The organism is Ruegeria sp. C6, assembly GCF_056537625.1.
In genome coordinates, this window is sequence record NZ_JBQFRW010000003.1 from 27,939 (window position 1) to 45,308 (window position 17,370).

Below are 17,370 nucleotides of genomic sequence, written 5' to 3' on the forward strand. Positions count from 1 at the left end.
TTATGCACGTCGTCTTCCGCGAAAGCCATGGGCTCGAAGAAACCGAGACCCCGACCGATCTGGGTCAGAGCCCGGCGGACCTTGTGGTGCTGTCCTTTTCCGACAGTGACCTTGGCGCTTTCGCGGCGGGATGGCATCGTGGAAGTGGGCCTGAAGGACGCATGCCAACGATGCGGCTGGCCAATCTGACGGCGCTGAAGCATCCCCTCTCAGTCGACACATATGTCGAGCAGACACTGGAGGGCGCAAAGGGCATCCTGATCCGTCTGATCGGTGGAGTGCCCTATTGGGCCTACGGCTTGCAGCAGGTTCTGGCGCTGGCGCAGGCCAAAGGGATTGCACTGGCCGTGCTGCCCGCAGACGGTCGCGAGGATACGCGGCTGGATGATTACTCTACCCTGCCTGTCTCGACCCTGCGGCGGCTGGCGCATCTGTGCGACACCGGCGGTGAGGTCGCAGCGCAGGCCGCTCTGGCGCAGATGGCACTGGCTGCGGGGTTGTATGCAGGTCCGGTCATGGGCGCGAAGACCATCCCTGAATGCGGTGCCTGGTGCCCAGATCGCGGCGTGATCCCTGCAGAAAACGCTCTGCCCGGTGATGCGAAACGTATCATCGTAACCTTCTATCGTGCTTATCTGACCTCGGCGGACACAGCCCCAATCGCAGCGCTGATCCGCAGCTTGCGCGCGCGAGGTTTTGAGGCCGTCGGCCTGTTTGCCCCGTCGCTCAAAGCACCAAATGCCGCCGATTGGCTGCGCGAGACTATTGTGGCGCTGAAGCCTTCGGCGATCGTCAACGCCACCTCATTCTCAGGCAAGGGCGCATCAGGCACCTCACCTCTCGATGTGGCAGAGGTGCCGGTCTTTCAGGTCGCGCTGGCCACGTCACGCCGCAAAGCGTGGGCCGAAGCGGAACGTGGCCTTTCACCAGCTGATCTTGCCATGCATGTGGTCCTTCCGGAAGTGGACGGGCGGATCAACGCGGGCATCGTATCCTTCAAAGAGCCGGGCAAACGCGACCCGCATCTCGAGTATTCTCGCTTCGCTCATCGGGCTGAACCCGAACGGATCGAAGCCATCATCAACCGCATCTCCGGCTGGCTGAACCTTCACGACAAACCCAAAGCGGAGCAGGTTCCGGCGCTGGTACTATCGACCTATCCCGGCAAAGACTGGCAGATGGCACATGCAGTGGGTCTGGATGCGCTGGCCTCGGCTGAGGCAATGTTGCTCGATCTGCAAGGCGAAGGGTATGACACCGCGCCTGCCGAGCCGATTGCTGAAACTCTTCTTGATGCCCGGATTTCATGGCCGCTAGAGGATTATCAGGCGGCGCTGGCGGCGCTGCCGGAAACACTCCGCGCCGATCTCAATAAGGTTTGGGGCACTCCCGAAGACGACCCTGCTTTCACAAATGGCGCGTTCCACTTCACTGCGCTGCGTCGCGGAAAGGCTCTGATCGCGCTGCAGCCCGAGCGCGGCACACCCGAACTGCGCGATGACGACTATCACGATCTGTCGCGCACACCGCGCCACGCCTACGTCGCCTTTTACTTGTGGCTGCGCAAAGGATTGGTCGCGGATGCGCTGATCCATATCGGCGCGCATGGCACGCTGGAATGGTTGCCGGGAAAATCAGTCGCCTTGTGCAACGAATGTTGGCCCGAGGCGTTAATCGGCGATCTGCCGGTGATCTACCCCTTCATAGTCAACGACCCCGGCGAGGCCGCGCAGGCCAAGCGTCGGATCGGGGCGGTTACGTTGGGCCATATCCCACCCCCGATGAAGGAAAGCGGCACACCAGATCGCATGGTGCGGCTGGAATCGCTGTTGGACGAGTTCTCGAACGCGGACGGGCTAGACCCCAAACGCCGCGATCGCCTGCAGGAAGATATCCGGGACGAGGCGCAGGCGATCGGGCTGGAAAGCGATCTTGGCCTCGATCAGGCCACCTGTACCGCCGAGGCGATCACGCGCATTGACCGATTTGTCTGTGACATCAAGGAAAGCCAGTTCGGTGATGGGCTGCATATCTTTGGGCGCGTCCCCGATGTGACGGGCAATTTCGACACTGCCCCCTCAGCCCAAGCTGAACGCTCTGCGCTGATTGACGCTTTAGCGGGCAAACGGATCGAGGCCGGGCCGTCCGGATCCCCCTATCGCGGGCGTACGGATGTTTTGCCGACCGGGCGGAATCTATATACGACCGACCCACGCTCGGTTCCCACGCGCGCGGCCTACACACAAGGCGTCAAGCTCGCCGAAGAGCTGGTTCGGCGGCATCTGCAGGAAGAAGGCGACTACCCCAAGGGCTTGATCGTCGATCTATGGGGTTCGGCCACTATGCGCACAGCGGGCGAGGAATTCGCCATGGCGCTGCATCTGCTGGGGGTGAAGCCGGTTTGGGATAAAGGGTCTGAGCGGGTCTCGGGCATCGAAGTGTTGCCGATCACCGATCTCAGCCGCCCGCGTCTGGACGTAACACTGCGCGTCTCAGGTCTTTTCCGGGACGTGTTCCCGACGCTTTCGGCGCTGTACGGTCAGGCTGTCCGCGCATTGACCAAACGAGATGAAGCACCCGACTGGAATCCTTACGCCGGTCAGGAGCCTGCGGCGCGGGTCTATGGGCCAGCCCCCGGCAGCTATGGTCTGAACATGACTCATCTGTCCGAAACCTATACGGATGAGGCACGCGTGCAAGCGGGTGAGGCTTGGCTTGATGCCAGTTCCTTCGCTTTGGAAGGTGAACACATCGCGCAGGATAAGGACGGTATCTCGCAACGCGTCGCCAACGCCGACAGCTTTGTGCACCTACAGGACCTGACCGAGACGGACTTGTTGCTGGCCAATGATTATGCCACGCACGAGGCCGGATTTGCTGCCGCCAAGAAAATCACCGGCGGTACTGCACAGCTTTATCATCTGGACAATACCAACCCGGACAACCCGCGCGCCCGCACCCTGCCCGAGGAAATCAGCCGCGTCGTTCATGCCCGCGCCGCCAACCCGGGCTGGATTGCCGGAATGCAGCGGCACGGGTTTCGGGGTGCCGCTGAAATCGCGGCGACGCTGGATCATATGGCATCTTTCGCGCATCTGTCCGGCACAGTCGCACCGCATCTGTTCGATCTGTACCACGACGCCACGCTGGGCAATGAAGAGGTCGACGCCTTCCTGCAACAGGCAAACCCGCAAGCACATCAGGCCATGCAGGATCGGTTCCGTGCACTGCTGGAGGCAGGGCTATGGCATACCCGCCGGAACTCGATCCGCGCCGACCTGGAGGGGTTGGGATGAGTGCGCCCATCGTGCAAGGCTGGTGCCCCGGTGCCCATCGCCCGATGATGTCCGGTGATGGGCTGGTCGTGCGTGTGCGCCCTCGGCTGGCGCGCCTGGATGCCCAACAGGCGATAGGGCTGTGCGAATTGGCGGAACGGTTCGGCAATGGCACGATCGACCTTACCAACCGCGCCAACCTTCAGCTGCGTGGAGTAAAGGAAACCGACCATCAATCCTTGTTGGCCGCGCTTTCCTTGCTGAAGCTGCTGGACGCCGAGCCCGGAATCGAAATTCGCCGCAACATTCTGGTCTCGCCACTCTATGAAGCCGGTGATCTGACCGCTCGGCTGACACAGGAATTGATCCAGCGTCTGGCCGAGCTTCCGGATTTACCTGCCAAGTTCGGCTTTGCCATCGACACAGGTCCCGAGCGTTTATTGGCCGATGACTCGGCGGATATCCGGCTTGAACTCGGTTCGGGCAGCCTGATCCTGCGCGCGGACGGGGCCGAAACCGGGCGAGCGGTGAGCGAAGCCCAAGCAATCGACCAAGTGATCGCGTTGGCGAAGTGGTTTGCGCAAACCCACACAACCGAGACCCGCCGCATGGCGCGGACCGTTGCCATATATGGTTTGCCCAGCGAGTGGCAACGCAGCGCGCCCGGCCCCATTGGCGTGCCTCTTCAACCGGGAGCCTGCGCGCGGGGGACACTCTATGGCGCTGCCTTTGGGCAGCTACCGGCGCGGCAACTCCATTCGCTGGTTGAAAACAGCAACGCCACTGCCCTGCGGGTCACACCATGGCGGCTGTTCCTGTTGGAAGGCGGGGCGGCGATACCCGCCCCTGACTTTGTCACAGATGGCACCGACCCGCTGAGAACAACCGACGCCTGCCCCGGCGCGCCATACTGCCCGCAGGCGCAGGTCGAAACCCGCGGTGTGGCGTGCGCCCTGGCCGCGCGCGTTGCAGGCAGCCTGCATGTGTCGGGCTGCGCCAAGGGATGCGCCCGAATGGGTCCGGCCGATGTCACTTTGGTTGGTAATTCCGGACGATTTGACCTTGTCAAACAAGGCCGTGCGGGGGATGAGCCCTGCCAACGCGGCCTGACCGAAGAAACACTCATGACCATGGACTTCACCTGATGCCCTATGAATACGAAACCGACGGCGCGGCGATCTACAAGCAGAGCTTTGCCACCATCCGATCCGAGGCTGATCTGGCCCGGTTCGATGCCGATGAAGAACAGGTCGCCGTTCGGATGATCCACGCCGCAGGGATGGTCGGACTGGAAGAGTTCGTCCATTTCTCGGACGGTTTTGTCTCGGCAGCGCGTTCCGCGCTGGAAAATGGCGCGCCGATCCTGTGTGATGCCCGCATGGTCAGCGAAGGCGTCACCCGCTTTCGCCTGCCCGCCGATAACGAAGTGATCTGCACCCTGCATGACGAGCGTGTTCGCCCTCTGGCTGCCGAAATGAGCAACACGCGCTCTGCCGCCGCGCTAGAGCTGTGGCGTCCGCATCTGGAAGGAGCACTGGTCGCGATCGGTAACGCCCCTACCGCGCTTTTCCACCTTCTGAACATGTTGGAAGATCCCGACTGCCCACGCCCCGCTGCCATTATCGGCTGCCCGGTGGGCTTCGTCGGAGCGGTCGAGTCCAAGGATGCCTTGTGGGAAGCGCAGCCAGTACCATCCTGTATCGTCAAAGGCCGTTTGGGAGGCAGTGCGATCACAGTTGCTGCCATCAATGCTATCGCGAGCCGCACCGAATGAGCGGGGGTAAAATATACGGCGTGGGCCTCGGCCCCGGCGATCCGGACCTGATGAGTGTCCGTGCGGACCGCCTGCTGCGCAATGCCCGCCATGTGGCGTTTTTTCGCAAACCTGGCCGCACAGGTCAGGCCCGCAAGATCGTCAATGGAATGATCCCCGGCGACGCCATCGAGTTTCCAATGGAGTACCCGGTAACAACCGAAATCCCGGTGACGGATCCAAGGTATAATGAACTCCTTTCGGTGTTTTACGAAGACTGTGCCGCACATCTGAAATCGCTTACCGAAAATGGTGAGGATGTAGTGGTCCTGTGCGAAGGCGATCCGTTCTTCTATGGATCATTTATGCACCTTTACAATCGATTACGAGACATATCTGAAGTCGAAGTCGTACCTGCCATAACCGGCATGTCCGGCGCTTGGACCGCAACCGGTGACCCGATAACTTGGGGCGACGATGTCCTCACGGTTCTTGTTGGAACCTTGCCCGAGGATACTCTGACTGAACGCATGACCCAGACCGACGCGCTGGTTGTCATGAAGATCGGGCGGAACTTCGACAAGGTAAAGCGCGCGCTGAGACAAGCCGGGCTGTATGACCGCGCGTGGATCGTCGAATACGCTCAGATGCCGAACCAACGGGTCTGCAAACTGTCTGACAATTGCGAAGGGATCACGCCCTATTTCTCAATCATTCTGGTTCATGGACAGGGACGCCGACCATGAGCGGTTGGGTCAAGATCGCTGGCCTTGGGCCTGGAAACGAAGCACTGGTCACTCCCGAAGTCACTGCCGCGCTGGCAGAAGCGACGGACGTGGTTGGCTACATACCTTATGTTGCTCGGGTGGCCGACCGAGAGGGGTTGACCCTGCACGCCAGCGATAACCGGGTTGAGATCGACCGCTCTCAGCACGCTTTGCAAATGGCGGCCGACGGTAAGCGCGTCGTTGTAGTCTCGTCAGGGGATCCCGGCGTGTTTGCAATGGCCGCTGCGGTGTTTGAAGCGCTTGAAAACGGGCCGAAAGACTGGCGTGACATACAGATCGACGTGCTGCCGGGGATCACTGCGATGCTGGCGGCTTCGGCCCGCGCTGGGGCACCGTTAGGGCATGATTTCTGCGCCATCAACCTGAGCGACAACCTGAAGCCATGGCCACTGATCGAAAAGCGCCTCCGACTTGCCGCGCAGGGCGATTTCGCCATGGCGTTCTATAACCCTCGCTCGAAGTCTCGACCGGAAGGGTTTGAAAAAACGCTGGAAATCCTGCGGGAAGAATGTGAGCCGGAACGCCTGATCCTGTTCGCACGCGCTGTATCCCGCGAGGATGAGGCTTTGCGGATTTCAACTCTGGAAGAAGCCACGGCAGATATGGCGGACATGCAGACTGTCGTCATCGTCGGCTCGTCCCTGACCCGCATAGTCGAGCGCAACAGCGCCCCGATCGTCTACACCCCGAGATTCACGCTGGCCAAGGATTAAGTATGCGCCAGCCAGTCCAAGACCTGCGTGACATTTGCCAACTCGGTCCGCTTCGGCAGGGTCGGACGGTCTATCATCAGAACCGGCAAGCCCAGCGCCCTGGCGGCATCCAGTTTGGCCCGCGCGCCGGTGCCACCCGCATTCTTGGATACAATCAATTGCGTATGGTGACGTTCCATCAAGGCCCGGTCCTCTTCAACAGAAAACGGGCCCCGCGAAACGATCACATCGCTTTTCGGAAGCGGCAATGCGTCCGGATCGTCTACAAGCCGCAAAAGATAGTGATGCTGAGGTTGGGCTGCGAAGTCATGAAGATGCATGCGGCCAACTGCCAGGAAGACGCGGCGGGCTGGACCGGCCAGAGCTTCAACCGCACCTTCAATATCCGGTACGTGCTGCCAGTTGTCCCCGTCTTGCGCGACCCAAGCAGGTCGCGTCAAAGCGGCCAAGGGCGTTGCGCCCCCCGCACAGGCTTCCACCGCATTCCGGCTCATCTGCGCGGCAAAGGGATGAGTCGCATCGACAACATGGCTGACGCCGTGCTCGTGAATGTACCGCGCCAGTCCCGCTGCACCACCAAACCCGCCCACGCGCATCGGCACGGGTTGCGAGCGCGGGTTATCGACACGTCCAGCGTAGGAATATGTAGCGGGAATGCCTTGATCGGCAACCGATTTTGCCAGAGCATTCGCCTCGGTCGTGCCACCAAGAATCAGGAGGTTGGGCATGTCTGAATCTCCATGGCTGACCGTTTTGGGTTTGGGCGAAGATGGACTGGATGGCCTGTCCCCCGCAAGCCGTCAAGTACTGGATCGCGCCGACGTCGTCATGGGTCCGCCGCGCCATCTGTCGTTGATCCCAGACAGCGCGGCAGAACGGATTGAATGGCCAGTCCCTTTTGCAGATGGCTTGCCAATTCTGACCGGATTACGCGGTCGGCAAACTGTTGTTCTGGCCTCGGGTGATCCGTTCTGGTTCGGGGCCGGTTCCGTCATCGCGCGAAATTTCGATGCGAGCGAATGGACCGCCCTACCCGGTCAATCGACCTTTTCGCTAGCCGCTGCAAGGCTCGGTTGGCCGCTTGAAAACACGTTAACCTTTGGACTGCACGCCGCGCCCCTGACCCGTTTGCGCCCCCACCTGGCACCGGGCCTCAGTGCCATTCTCTTGCTGCGCGATGGAAAAGCGGTGGCTGAGCTTGCAACTTATCTGGGTGAAACCGGCTTTGCCGATTGTACCCTGCATGTCATGGAAGCGCTTGGCGGTCCCCGTGAACGGGCGCGCAGCGTGTCGCTGACCGAAGCGTTGCTGGGGACATTCGAACACCCGGTCTGTGTCGGGTTGGACGTCGCGGGTGCCGGGCGCGCCTTTCCCAAGGCCTCGGGAAAGCCCGATGACATCTTTGAAACCGACGGCCAGATCACCAAACGGCCCATTCGCGCACTGACCCTGTCGGCCCTTGCACCGCAAAGGGGTGAGCATCTTTGGGATATTGGCGGCGGCACCGGTTCGATCAGCATCGAATGGCTGATGTGCGATCCGACGCTAACCGCAACGACGATCGAGCCGCGTGCTGATCGGGCCGAACGCATTCGCCGCAATGCCGATACGCTGGGGCAGGATCGGCTACGCGTGGTGCATGGCTCGGCGCCAGGGTCGTTGGCTGATCTGGACCGGCCCGATGTGGTGTTCATCGGTGGCGGGCTGAGTGCGGATCTGCTGAACTGGCTACACGCGAACCTTCAGGCCGGCACGCGGCTGATCGCCAATGCGGTGACACTCGAAAGCGAAGCGCTGCTAGCTGAATGGCACGACAAGCTGGGCGGAGACCTGCTGCGTATCGAACTTGCGCAGGCAGCTGCGCTTGGACCACGGCGAGGCTGGAAATCTGCCTACCCAGTGGTGCAGTGGAGCCTCACGTTATGATCGTCGCGGGGTTAGGTTTCTCATCCTCTGCTACGCTGGCCAGTCTTCGTGCCGCTTTCGAGCTTGCCTCGACAGGAAAAACTGTCGAGGCCCTTGCGACCGTTGCGGACAAGGACGGACACGCCGCACTTGCCGCGCTTGCAGAAGCAACTGAGCTGCCGATACATTTCATTCCGGCAAATGATCTTGCCGAACAACGCACACTTACTTGCTCAACCCGCAGTCGCGCCACATATGGCACCGGCAGCGTGGCCGAAGCATCCGCTCTTGCTGCCGCCGGACATGGCGCGCGGCTGATTTCACCCAGACAAATCTCGCACGACCGGCTTGCAACCTGCGCCGTCGCCATCGGAGGACAGACATGACCGTTCATTTCATCGGCGCCGGACCGGGCGCCGCCGACCTGCTGACCCTGCGCGGGCGCGATATCATCGCCTCCTGCCCGGTGTGCCTCTATGCGGGTTCATTGGTACCCGAGGAGATTCTGGGCCACTGCCCCAAAGGCGCGAAGATCGTAAACACCGCACCCATGGATCTGGATCAGATCATGGCCGAAATCGAAGCAGCGCATAAAGCTGGACAGGACGTGGCGCGGCTGCATTCCGGGGACCTCTCGGTCTGGTCGGCGATGGGCGAGCAAATCAGACGTCTGAAAGAGATGGGTGTCCCGGTCAGCGTCACGCCCGGTGTACCCTCGTTTGCGGCTGCGGCTGCAGCGCTCGGGACCGAGCTGACACTGCCCGGTCTGGCGCAATCAGTGGTCTTGACCCGCACGCCCGGGCGTGCGTCTTCGATGCCGGAAGGCGAGACACTGAAAAACTTCGCTAAAACAGGTGCAACTTTGGCTATCCACCTTTCGATCGGAAATCTGGATAACGTCATCGCCGACCTGACACCTGCCTATGGGGCAGACTGCCCGGTCGCCGTGGTCTACCGCGCTAGTTGGCCGGATGAGAAGATCATCCGCGCAACGCTTGCCACGTTGAAGGAGGCACTGGACAACAGCATCTCGCGCACCGCACTGATCATGGTTGGTCCGGCGCTTGCAGGTGAAGGGTTTGACGAAAGCTGTCTGTATTCCAAGACATATGACCGCCGCTATCGCCCTCAAAGCGCCGACAGTCCGTGGTCGAGCTGGAGCCATGGTGATGACTAACCCCCCCGGAATACTGATTTCCGCTCCGTCGTCGGGTACAGGCAAGACCACTGTCATGCTGGGATTGCTCCGGGCTTTGGCCGAGGACGGCTTGACCGTGCAGCCGTTCAAAAGCGGGCCGGACTATATAGATCCGGCGTTTCACCGCGCTGCAGCGGGCCGAGCCTCGTTCAATCTGGATAGCTGGGCGATGGGGGAGCCGCTGTTAAGCGCGATCTCTAAGCAGGCCACGGGCGCGGATATTGTGGTGGCCGAAGGCTCAATGGGTTTGTTTGATGGCGTCGCCAAACCCGGAGAGCTGGGGCATGGGTCGAGCGCTGAAACGGCGCTGCGCATGGGATGGCCGGTCGTTCTGGTCCTGGATGTCGGAGGACAGGCGCAATCGGCGGCGGCGACCGCGCTTGGCTTTCGGATGTATAACCCCGATCTACCTTTTGCCGGGGTGATCCTGAACCGCTGTGCCAGCCCAAGACATGAGCGGCTGACGCGGCTGGGCATGGAACGGGCTGGATTGCCGGTTCTGGGCGTTCTTCCGCGCCGAGGTGATCTGACTCTGCCCGAAAGACATCTAGGCCTGATCCAGGCGGTTGAGCATCCGGATCTGGAAACGGCAATCGCCGGATACGCCGCATTCCTGCGTGAACATGTCGATTTGGATGCGATCAAACAGGCGGCCTCCTCAGGCCCTGCTGGACCATCGTCAGCCGCGTTGCCGCGACCCCCGGCGCAGAGGATCGCACTGGCCCGTGATGCAGCGTTTTCATTTACCTATCCGCATCTTCTGGAAGGGTGGCGCAGCGCGGGTGCAGAGATACTGCCCTTTTCACCTCTGGCAAACGAAGCGCCAGCTGCAGATGCCGATCTGGTCTGGTTACCCGGGGGATATCCTGAGCTGCATGCGGGAACATTAGCCGCGGCAGATATCTTCTTGACCGGCCTACGGAAACACGCGGAAACGCGGCCCGTGCATGGTGAATGCGGGGGGTACATGGCATTGGGGGAAGTTCTGGTCGACAAGGAAGGCGCCCCACATCAGATGGCGGGGTTGTTGGGTCTGCAAACCTCATACCAAAAGCGCAAATTCAACCTTGGTTATCGCAGGGCTGAGCTTTTGGCGTCGATGCCGGGCTTTGCCAAGGGTACAGCCTTGCGCGGACATGAGTTCCACTATTCCTCGATCATCGAACAACCTGACGCTCCTCTTGCGCGAGTCTTCGATGCCGAGGGGGCCGAAGGCCCTCAGACAGGATCGCGACGTGGCAATGTCACCGGCACATTTTTCCATCTTATTGCAGAGGCCTCGGCATGACCGGTTTTGTCTCTTTCATTGGCTCCGGTCCGGGTGATCCGGAGCTACTAACGCTCAAGGCCGTAGACCGGATGCAGAAGGCCGATGCGGTGCTGTTTGATGATCTCAGCAGCGGCCCGATCCTGACCCATGCGCGTGACGATGCTGATCTGGTTGGTGTTGGCAAACGCGCCGGTCGCCCTTCGCCCAAGCAGGATCACGTCAGCCGATTGTTGGTGGAGTATGCGCAGACCGGTCAGCAGGTGGTACGCCTGAAATCCGGTGACGGAGGATTGTTCGGTCGACTGGAAGAAGAACTGGTCGCGTTGCAGGCAGCCGGCATCAAATATGAGATCATTCCCGGCATCCCCTCTGCCGTCGCGGCGGCAGCTGCCGCTGGTATTCCTCTGACCCGACGCCTGACTGCACGTCGTGTTCAATTCGTCACCGGGCATGACGTAAGTGGCAAATTGCCGACCGATCTGAACCTTCCCGCCCTGGCTGACGCTACCGCGACAACGGTCGTATTTATGGGCAAGCGCACTTTTCCCTTGCTGGTCGAAGCCCTGAGCGCGCATGGCTTGCCGTTGGACACGCCTGCATTGATGGCCGAATCTGTTTCAACTCCCGAGCAATCCTTGCATCGCTCCACAATCGGAGACCTGTCCGACAAGCTGCGATCCGAGGTTGGAACCGCCCCGGCCCTGATCCTGTATGGCCCGCTGGCAGAGTTCGAAGATGTTTGAACTGATTCTGATCGGAATCGGCACGGGTAATCCCGACCACCTGACCTTTCAGGGGGCGAAGGCGATCAGATCAGCGGATCTGATCCTGATTCCGCGAAAAGGAGAGAATAAAGCCGATCTGGCCGGTTTGCGAGAAGACATCATCTCGCAGGTCACCGACAAACCTGCACGGATCGCCTATTTCGACGTTCCCAAACGCCGGGCAGATGACGGTTATCTCCGAGGCGTCGACGAATGGCACGACGCAATTGCCCTGCGCTGGCATGAGGCGATTTCAGCCTACCCGGACGCGCAGAAGGTGGCGTTGCTGATCTGGGGTGATCCGTCGCTGTATGACAGTTCGCTAAGAATTGCAGCGCGGCTGGACCCGCAACCGCGAGTCCTGGTTATGCCGGGAATCACAGCGTTACAGGCGTTGACTGCAGCCCATGCGATCCCGATCAATGATCTGGGCGCGCCCTATGTCGTGACCACAGGCCGTCGCATCCGCGATGATGGGTGGCCTGAAACGGCGTCGAAAGTGGCCGTAATGCTGGATGGCGAATGCTCGTTCCAGAGCCTGAAGATGACCGATTATGACATCTGGTGGGGGGCATATGTGGGCATGAAAGAAGAGATTCTGATCAAAGGCCCATTGGCGGATGTGGCGCAAGACATTCTGGATACCCGCGCGCAGGCCCGTTCTGATCACGGCTGGATCATGGATATCTATCTGCTGAAGAAACGTTCGGCCTGACGCGCGCACAGGATTGTGAGCCCCGTTTCAGCGCTTTTCTGTCATCAATTCCCCAGTCAACAGGAAGGGAAAGAACATGAGGGCGCTTTGGGCTGCGATCTGCCTGCTGGCGATGCCTGCTTGGGCCAACGGCATCGAACCTCTTACTGGATGGGCGGTTTACTCCAGCGGAAAAAGCTATGAGACCCTCGTGGATGACACAAAGGCCGCGGTAAAGGAAAACGGCCTGATCGTTGTGACACAGGCCGGGCCGACCAAAGCGGCGGCCTCGCGCGGTATCACCATTCCGGGCAACCGGGTGATTGGCGCATTCAACAACGATTACGCGGTTCGTGTTCTTGAAACCTCGACCAACGCGATGATCGAAGCGCCCATCCGCTTCTACGTAACCGAGAACGAGGACGGCACTGCAACCCTTTCTTACAAGACACCAAGCTTCGTCTTTGCCCCTTACGCAGACGAGGGCGGAGACGCTCTGCGCGAGATTGCCATAGAATTGGACGCAAAGTTTCAGGCCGTAGCGGAAAACGCCGTCAAATAGTCACACTGACGTGAACCTGCTTGCGTCCGGACGCGTCCTCCGCAATCTGCTGACAGATAACTTTGTCGGAGCTTGATTAATGCAGGACCTGTCTCCCCGCGCTGCGGATTTGTTGGCACAACGCCTTTTCGAGGCCGGATGCCGCCATGCGTTCGGAATGCCCGGCGGCGAGGTTCTGACATTGGTGGAAGCGCTGGAAAGCGCGGGCATTGCTTTCCACCTTGCAAAACACGAAAACTCAGCAGGTTTCATGGCCGAAGCGGTCCACCATCGCGATGGTGCACCTGCAATCCTCGTGGCCACACTCGGGCCCGGAGCGATGAACGGGATCAATGTGGTCGCCAACGCCCTGCAGGATCGGGTGCCGATGATCGTGCTGACCGGATGCGTCGACGCGGATGAGGCGTTGACCTACACCCATCAAGTGATGGATCACGCGCAAGTCTATCGCTCGATCACCAAAGGCAGCTTTATGCTAACGGCCGACGGGGCCGATATCATCGCCGACAAGGCGGTATCGCTTGCCAACCAAGCGCGCCCCGGCCCGGTACACATCGATGTGCCTATCTCGGTGGCCGATACGCGCGTATCAGGGGTTAAACGTCGTCGACTGGCAAAAGTTGCTCCTGTCGCGCCTGGCGCGGAATGTCTGGAAAAGGCCCGCCGATGGGTGGCCGAGGCTGAGCGACCTTTGGCGATCATCGGTCTTGATGTTCTTTACGACGACTCGCGCTGTGTGGTGCGAGCATTTTTAGAGCATTTCAACATTCCCTTTGTCACCACCTACAAGGCCAAGGGGGTGGTGCCCGAGGATCATCCACTCTGCCTGGGCGGGGCGGGTTTGTCTCCGCTGGCCGATAAGCACCTAGTCCCGCTGGTGGAACAGGCTGATCTGGTACTGTGTTTGGGATATGACCCTATCGAGATGCGCCCCGGCTGGCGCGAGATCTGGGACCCAGAAACCAAGCGCGTGATCGACATATCAGCCGTGGTGAACGATCATTACATGCATCAGGCTGGGCTAAATCTGGTCGCCGACACCGGCGCAACGCTTGAGGCCATCGCCAAGGGCAACCCTGCCGGCAAGACCTGGCCGAATGGTGAGCCTGAACAGGTCAAGGCGGCGCTGGCGAATGCTTTTCCGTCAGATGAAGACTGGGGACCGGCGGCAATCATCGCAGAAACTCGTGCCGTTCTGCCACCCGAGACCCTCGCCACGGCCGACAGCGGCGCGCATCGCATTCTGCTCAGTCAGATGTGGGAGTGTTCGGAGGCACGCGGGTTGATCCAGTCCTCGGCGCTCTGCACCATGGGGTGTGCCGTTCCGATGGCGATCGGTCTGAAATTGGCCGAGTCGGATCGCCCCGTGATCAGCTTTTCAGGCGATGCCGGGTTTCTGATGGTTGCCGGAGAGCTGTCGACTGCCGCCGAATTGGGTGGCAACCCAATCTTTTTGGTCTTTGTCGATGCCAGCCTTGCGCTGATCGAGCTGAAACAACGCCAGCGCCAGATGGGCAATCGCGGAGTGGATTTTGACCGCCATGACTTTGCCGCTTTAGGCCGCGCATTCGGCGGTTATGGTCACACAGTTCGTAGCCGCGATGATTTGCGGGCTGCATTGGATCAGGCGTTGAAAGCGGACAAGTTCACTGTCATTGCTGCGGAAATTGACCGTGGAGGATATGATGGCCGCATCTGAAGGACCGCTGAAAGGCGTCAAGGTACTGGACCTGTCTCGCATTCTGGCAGGACCCACTTGTACGCAGTTGTTGGGCGACCTTGGCGCTACCGTCATCAAAATCGAAAACCCGGCGACCGGTGGTGATGATACGCGGCAATGGGGCCCTCCTTACGCCGAGGATGCGGATGGCAACCGCTCAGACCTGAGCGCATATTTCATGTCCTCCAACCGCAACAAGAAATCGGTCGCATTGGATATCGCAACACCCGAAGGACAGGCAGAAGTCCGACGCCTAGCCTCGCACGCTGATATTCTGATCGAGAATTTCAAGCCCGGTGGACTGGCAAAATACGGGCTCGACTACGCAACCTTGTCCAATGAGTTTCCTGACCTCGTCTACTGTTCGATCTCAGGCTACGGGCAGACAGGCCCAAACTCATCGAAGCCCGGATATGATCTAATGGCGCAAGGATATGGCGGGATCATGTCTCTGACCGGAGACGCCGACGGCGCGCCGATGAAAGTAGGCGTCGGAATTGCTGACGTGATGTGTGGTATGTATGCCTGCGTTGGTATTCTGGCTGCGCTGCGTCATCGCGACATGACCGGCGAGGGTCAGCAGATCGATCTGGCACTGGTGGATGCACAGATCGCTTGGCTGATCAATGAAGGCGTGAATTATCTGACCTCGGGCGAAGTGCCTCAGCGGCGCGGCAACGGGCATCCCAATATTGTGCCTTACGAGGTCTATCAGACGGCGGATGGGCACGTGATTCTGGCCGTTGGAAATGACAGTCAGTTCAAAAGATTTTGCAGCTTCATCGAAAAGCCAGAGCTAGCCGACGATCCCCGATTTGCCACCAACCCGGCCCGTCTTGAAAATAGGGATGCGTTGAATGCGATCCTGCGCCCGGCAGTTCAGGCGCTGGATACAGGCAGCGTTATCGCGGGGCTTGAAGACCTGAAAGTCCCTGTTGGCCCGGTGCGGACGCTCGATCAGGTTTTTGCCTCGGATCAGGTCGCTGCCCGCCAGATGCAGATCTCGATGCAAGCTGAGCCTGGCGAGGTGCAACTGATCGGGAATCCCCTGAACCTGTCACGCACGCCTGTAACATATCGCAGCGCACCACCGGTCTGTGGGGCTGACACACAGGCTGTTCTGAACGCGGAAAACCCCTTCGAAGATTGAAACACTCTGCCCGTTTAGGCGGCAAGTTGCTGAAACATGCCCTTGAATCGGCGGTTTTTTTCGCGTTTCTCACACACGGGATTTCACCAATTCGAGAGCAGGGTCGATACTGTTACGACCCGGCTGCACACTCTGTTACATCGAACAGTGTAGAACGTCGCAATCAGATTGGACCCGAGTATGAAACAAGACGTCTTTGGACAGATGAACACCCTGAACCAGCCCGTAAGCGTCGAGGCATGGGATGGTGTTCTCCTTGGGTTCATGGCGCATGCCGCTGTCACACCGCAACATCTGGGCAAGGTTCTGGAGCTTGAGCCGGACTTTGCGCTGGGCCATGCGGTCAAGGGTCTGTTCATGGTTCTGCTGGGCCGGCGCGAGATGATCGCGGTCGCTGCCGAAGCGCTGAGTGCCGCGAATGCAGCGATGGAGCGTCAGCCAGTTTCAGTCCGGGAAAGGCTATATGTCGAGGCGCTGGGTTTGTATATGGCCGACCTTCCATCACAGGCCGTTCAGAAATTTGAAGAGATTCTGCGAGCGCACCCAACTGATACTCTGGCCATGAAGCTCAGCCATGCGACGCGTTTCGTTCTGGGCGATGCGGCGGGGATGCGTCGGTCGATCGAACGGGTGATGCCAGCGTATGAACCCGACCATGCCGGACGTGGATACTTGCTGGGATGCCACTCGTTCGCGCTGGAGGAAACCGGCGCCTACGAGAAAGCCGAGATCGCCGGTCGTCAGGCCTTGTGGATGGTTTCGGACGACGCCTGGGGATTGCACGCTGTAGCGCACGTGCACGAGATGACGGGCAACGCGCAGCTGGGACTGGACTGGCTCGCGGGACGTGAGGACGCTTGGGCGCATTGCAACAATTTCCGCTATCATGTCTGGTGGCACAAGGCGCTGATGCATCTGGATTTGGGGCAAGTCGATCAAGTGATGGCGCTTTACGATCATCACATCCGCCAGGACAAAACCGACGACTATCGCGATATCTCGAATGCAACCTCGCTGCTGTCCCGGCTAGAGCTTGAGGGCGTTGATGTTGGCAACCGCTGGGAAGAACTGGCCGATCTCAGCGCAGCCCGAACCGAAGACGGATGCTTGATCTTCGCCGATCTTCACTACTTGCTGGCATTGACCGGGGACAATCGTTCGGAGGCTACGGCAAATATGCTGCAGCGTATTCAAAATGACGCCCAGCGCAATCAGGGTGACACGCCGATCCGCATGTCCGACCCGGGCATTGCCGCCGCCAAGGGGCTTGAGGCCTTTGGAGAAGGCCTTTACGGCCAAGCCTTTGATTTTCTTTCAAATGCCCGGGGTGGGATGCAACTGGCGGGTGGTAGCCACGCCCAACGTGATGTATTCGAGCGCATCACCATTGATTCCGGCCTGCGCGCTGGCCGCTTGGATGCTGTCGAGCGCATCTTGGACGACCGCCGCGCCAAACGTGCCGGGGGAGAGGACAATTACGCCCTCGCCCGCCGAGAATTGATCGAGGCCGCACGCGACAGCGGCGACGCACAAAGCGTCCCCGCCGAATAACAACAATAAAAGACCAAGAAGGACAGA

The 17,370-nt window shown here is 60.1% G+C and carries 16 protein-coding genes; 15 read left to right on the forward strand and 1 reads right to left on the reverse strand.

The features are described from left to right. Positions 1-2: 2 nt before the first annotated feature. Genes cobN through cobJ form a run of 5 tightly spaced genes read left to right on the forward strand, consistent with a single transcriptional unit; the run spans position 3 to position 6,529 of the window. A complete protein-coding gene (gene cobN, locus ACR0MJ_RS11680; RefSeq protein WP_480761072.1) occupies positions 3-3,296 on the forward strand; it encodes a cobaltochelatase subunit CobN in 3,294 nt (1,097 codons plus the stop codon). Then, entirely contained in the window at positions 3,293-4,420 is a 1,128-nt protein-coding gene (locus tag ACR0MJ_RS11685) for a cobalamin biosynthesis protein CobG (RefSeq protein WP_480761074.1), read from the forward strand. The genes cobN and ACR0MJ_RS11685 overlap by 4 nt, the downstream gene beginning before the upstream one ends. Beyond that, positions 4,420-5,049, forward strand: coding sequence for a precorrin-8X methylmutase (locus ACR0MJ_RS11690; RefSeq protein WP_170391845.1), 630 nt, complete (start codon positions 4,420-4,422; stop codon positions 5,047-5,049). The genes ACR0MJ_RS11685 and ACR0MJ_RS11690 overlap by 1 nt, the downstream gene beginning before the upstream one ends. Further along, positions 5,046-5,774 carry a precorrin-2 C(20)-methyltransferase gene (locus ACR0MJ_RS11695; RefSeq protein ID WP_170420941.1) on the forward strand — a complete coding sequence of 243 codons (729 nt, stop codon included), beginning with the start codon at positions 5,046-5,048 and terminating at the stop codon, positions 5,772-5,774. Before ACR0MJ_RS11690 ends, ACR0MJ_RS11695 begins: the two co-directional genes overlap by 4 nt. Then, a complete protein-coding gene (gene cobJ / locus ACR0MJ_RS11700) occupies positions 5,771-6,529 on the forward strand; it encodes a precorrin-3B C(17)-methyltransferase (protein WP_480761077.1) in 759 nt (252 codons plus the stop codon). Before ACR0MJ_RS11695 ends, cobJ begins: the two co-directional genes overlap by 4 nt. Here cobJ and ACR0MJ_RS11705 read toward each other — a convergent pair. After that, the gene (locus ACR0MJ_RS11705) at positions 6,526-7,257 is read right to left on the reverse strand and encodes a cobalt-precorrin-6A reductase (protein ID WP_170391851.1); all 732 of its coding nucleotides are present in this window, start codon (positions 7,255-7,257) and stop codon (positions 6,526-6,528) included. The two genes, cobJ and ACR0MJ_RS11705, sit on opposite strands and share 4 nt — an antisense overlap. Between ACR0MJ_RS11705 and cbiE the strand changes: the two genes are divergently transcribed. The 10 genes from cbiE to ACR0MJ_RS11755 all read left to right on the forward strand — a co-directional run bounded on the left by cbiE (position 7,256) and on the right by ACR0MJ_RS11755 (position 17,343). Next, entirely contained in the window at positions 7,256-8,455 is a 1,200-nt protein-coding gene (gene cbiE / locus ACR0MJ_RS11710; RefSeq protein ID WP_480761079.1) for a precorrin-6y C5,15-methyltransferase (decarboxylating) subunit CbiE, read from the forward strand. The genes ACR0MJ_RS11705 and cbiE overlap by 2 nt on opposite strands. Continuing rightward, the gene (locus ACR0MJ_RS11715) at positions 8,452-8,820 is read left to right on the forward strand and encodes a cobalamin biosynthesis protein (RefSeq protein WP_170563610.1); all 369 of its coding nucleotides are present in this window, start codon (positions 8,452-8,454) and stop codon (positions 8,818-8,820) included. The genes cbiE and ACR0MJ_RS11715 overlap by 4 nt, the downstream gene beginning before the upstream one ends. Next, entirely contained in the window at positions 8,817-9,611 is a 795-nt protein-coding gene (gene cobM / locus ACR0MJ_RS11720) for a precorrin-4 C(11)-methyltransferase (RefSeq protein ID WP_170401250.1), read from the forward strand. The genes ACR0MJ_RS11715 and cobM overlap by 4 nt, the downstream gene beginning before the upstream one ends. Then, positions 9,598-10,920 carry a cobyrinic acid a,c-diamide synthase CobB gene (locus ACR0MJ_RS11725; protein WP_480761081.1) on the forward strand — a complete coding sequence of 441 codons (1,323 nt, stop codon included), beginning with the start codon at positions 9,598-9,600 and terminating at the stop codon, positions 10,918-10,920. The genes cobM and ACR0MJ_RS11725 overlap by 14 nt, the downstream gene beginning before the upstream one ends. Continuing rightward, entirely contained in the window at positions 10,917-11,645 is a 729-nt protein-coding gene (gene cobA, locus ACR0MJ_RS11730) for a uroporphyrinogen-III C-methyltransferase (protein WP_480591754.1), read from the forward strand. The genes ACR0MJ_RS11725 and cobA overlap by 4 nt, the downstream gene beginning before the upstream one ends. Next, on the forward strand, positions 11,638-12,381 hold the full coding sequence (gene cobF, locus ACR0MJ_RS11735; protein WP_480761083.1) for a precorrin-6A synthase (deacetylating): 744 nt from the start codon (positions 11,638-11,640) through the stop codon (positions 12,379-12,381). The genes cobA and cobF overlap by 8 nt, the downstream gene beginning before the upstream one ends. A gap of 76 nt (positions 12,382-12,457) precedes the next feature. Continuing rightward, positions 12,458-12,922, forward strand: a complete 465-nt coding sequence (locus ACR0MJ_RS11740) for a DUF302 domain-containing protein (RefSeq protein WP_170594872.1) — start codon at positions 12,458-12,460, stop codon at positions 12,920-12,922. A gap of 79 nt (positions 12,923-13,001) precedes the next feature. After that, positions 13,002-14,621 (forward strand): thiamine pyrophosphate-binding protein, encoded by a 1,620-nt coding sequence (locus tag ACR0MJ_RS11745; RefSeq protein ID WP_480761084.1) that lies wholly within the window; start codon positions 13,002-13,004, stop codon positions 14,619-14,621. Continuing rightward, positions 14,608-15,792, forward strand: coding sequence for a CaiB/BaiF CoA transferase family protein (locus ACR0MJ_RS11750; RefSeq protein WP_480752487.1), 1,185 nt, complete (start codon positions 14,608-14,610; stop codon positions 15,790-15,792). The genes ACR0MJ_RS11745 and ACR0MJ_RS11750 overlap by 14 nt, the downstream gene beginning before the upstream one ends. 180 nt (positions 15,793-15,972) lie before the next feature. Continuing rightward, a complete protein-coding gene (locus ACR0MJ_RS11755; protein WP_480761087.1) occupies positions 15,973-17,343 on the forward strand; it encodes a tetratricopeptide repeat protein in 1,371 nt (456 codons plus the stop codon). Positions 17,344-17,370: the final 27 nt, after the last annotated feature.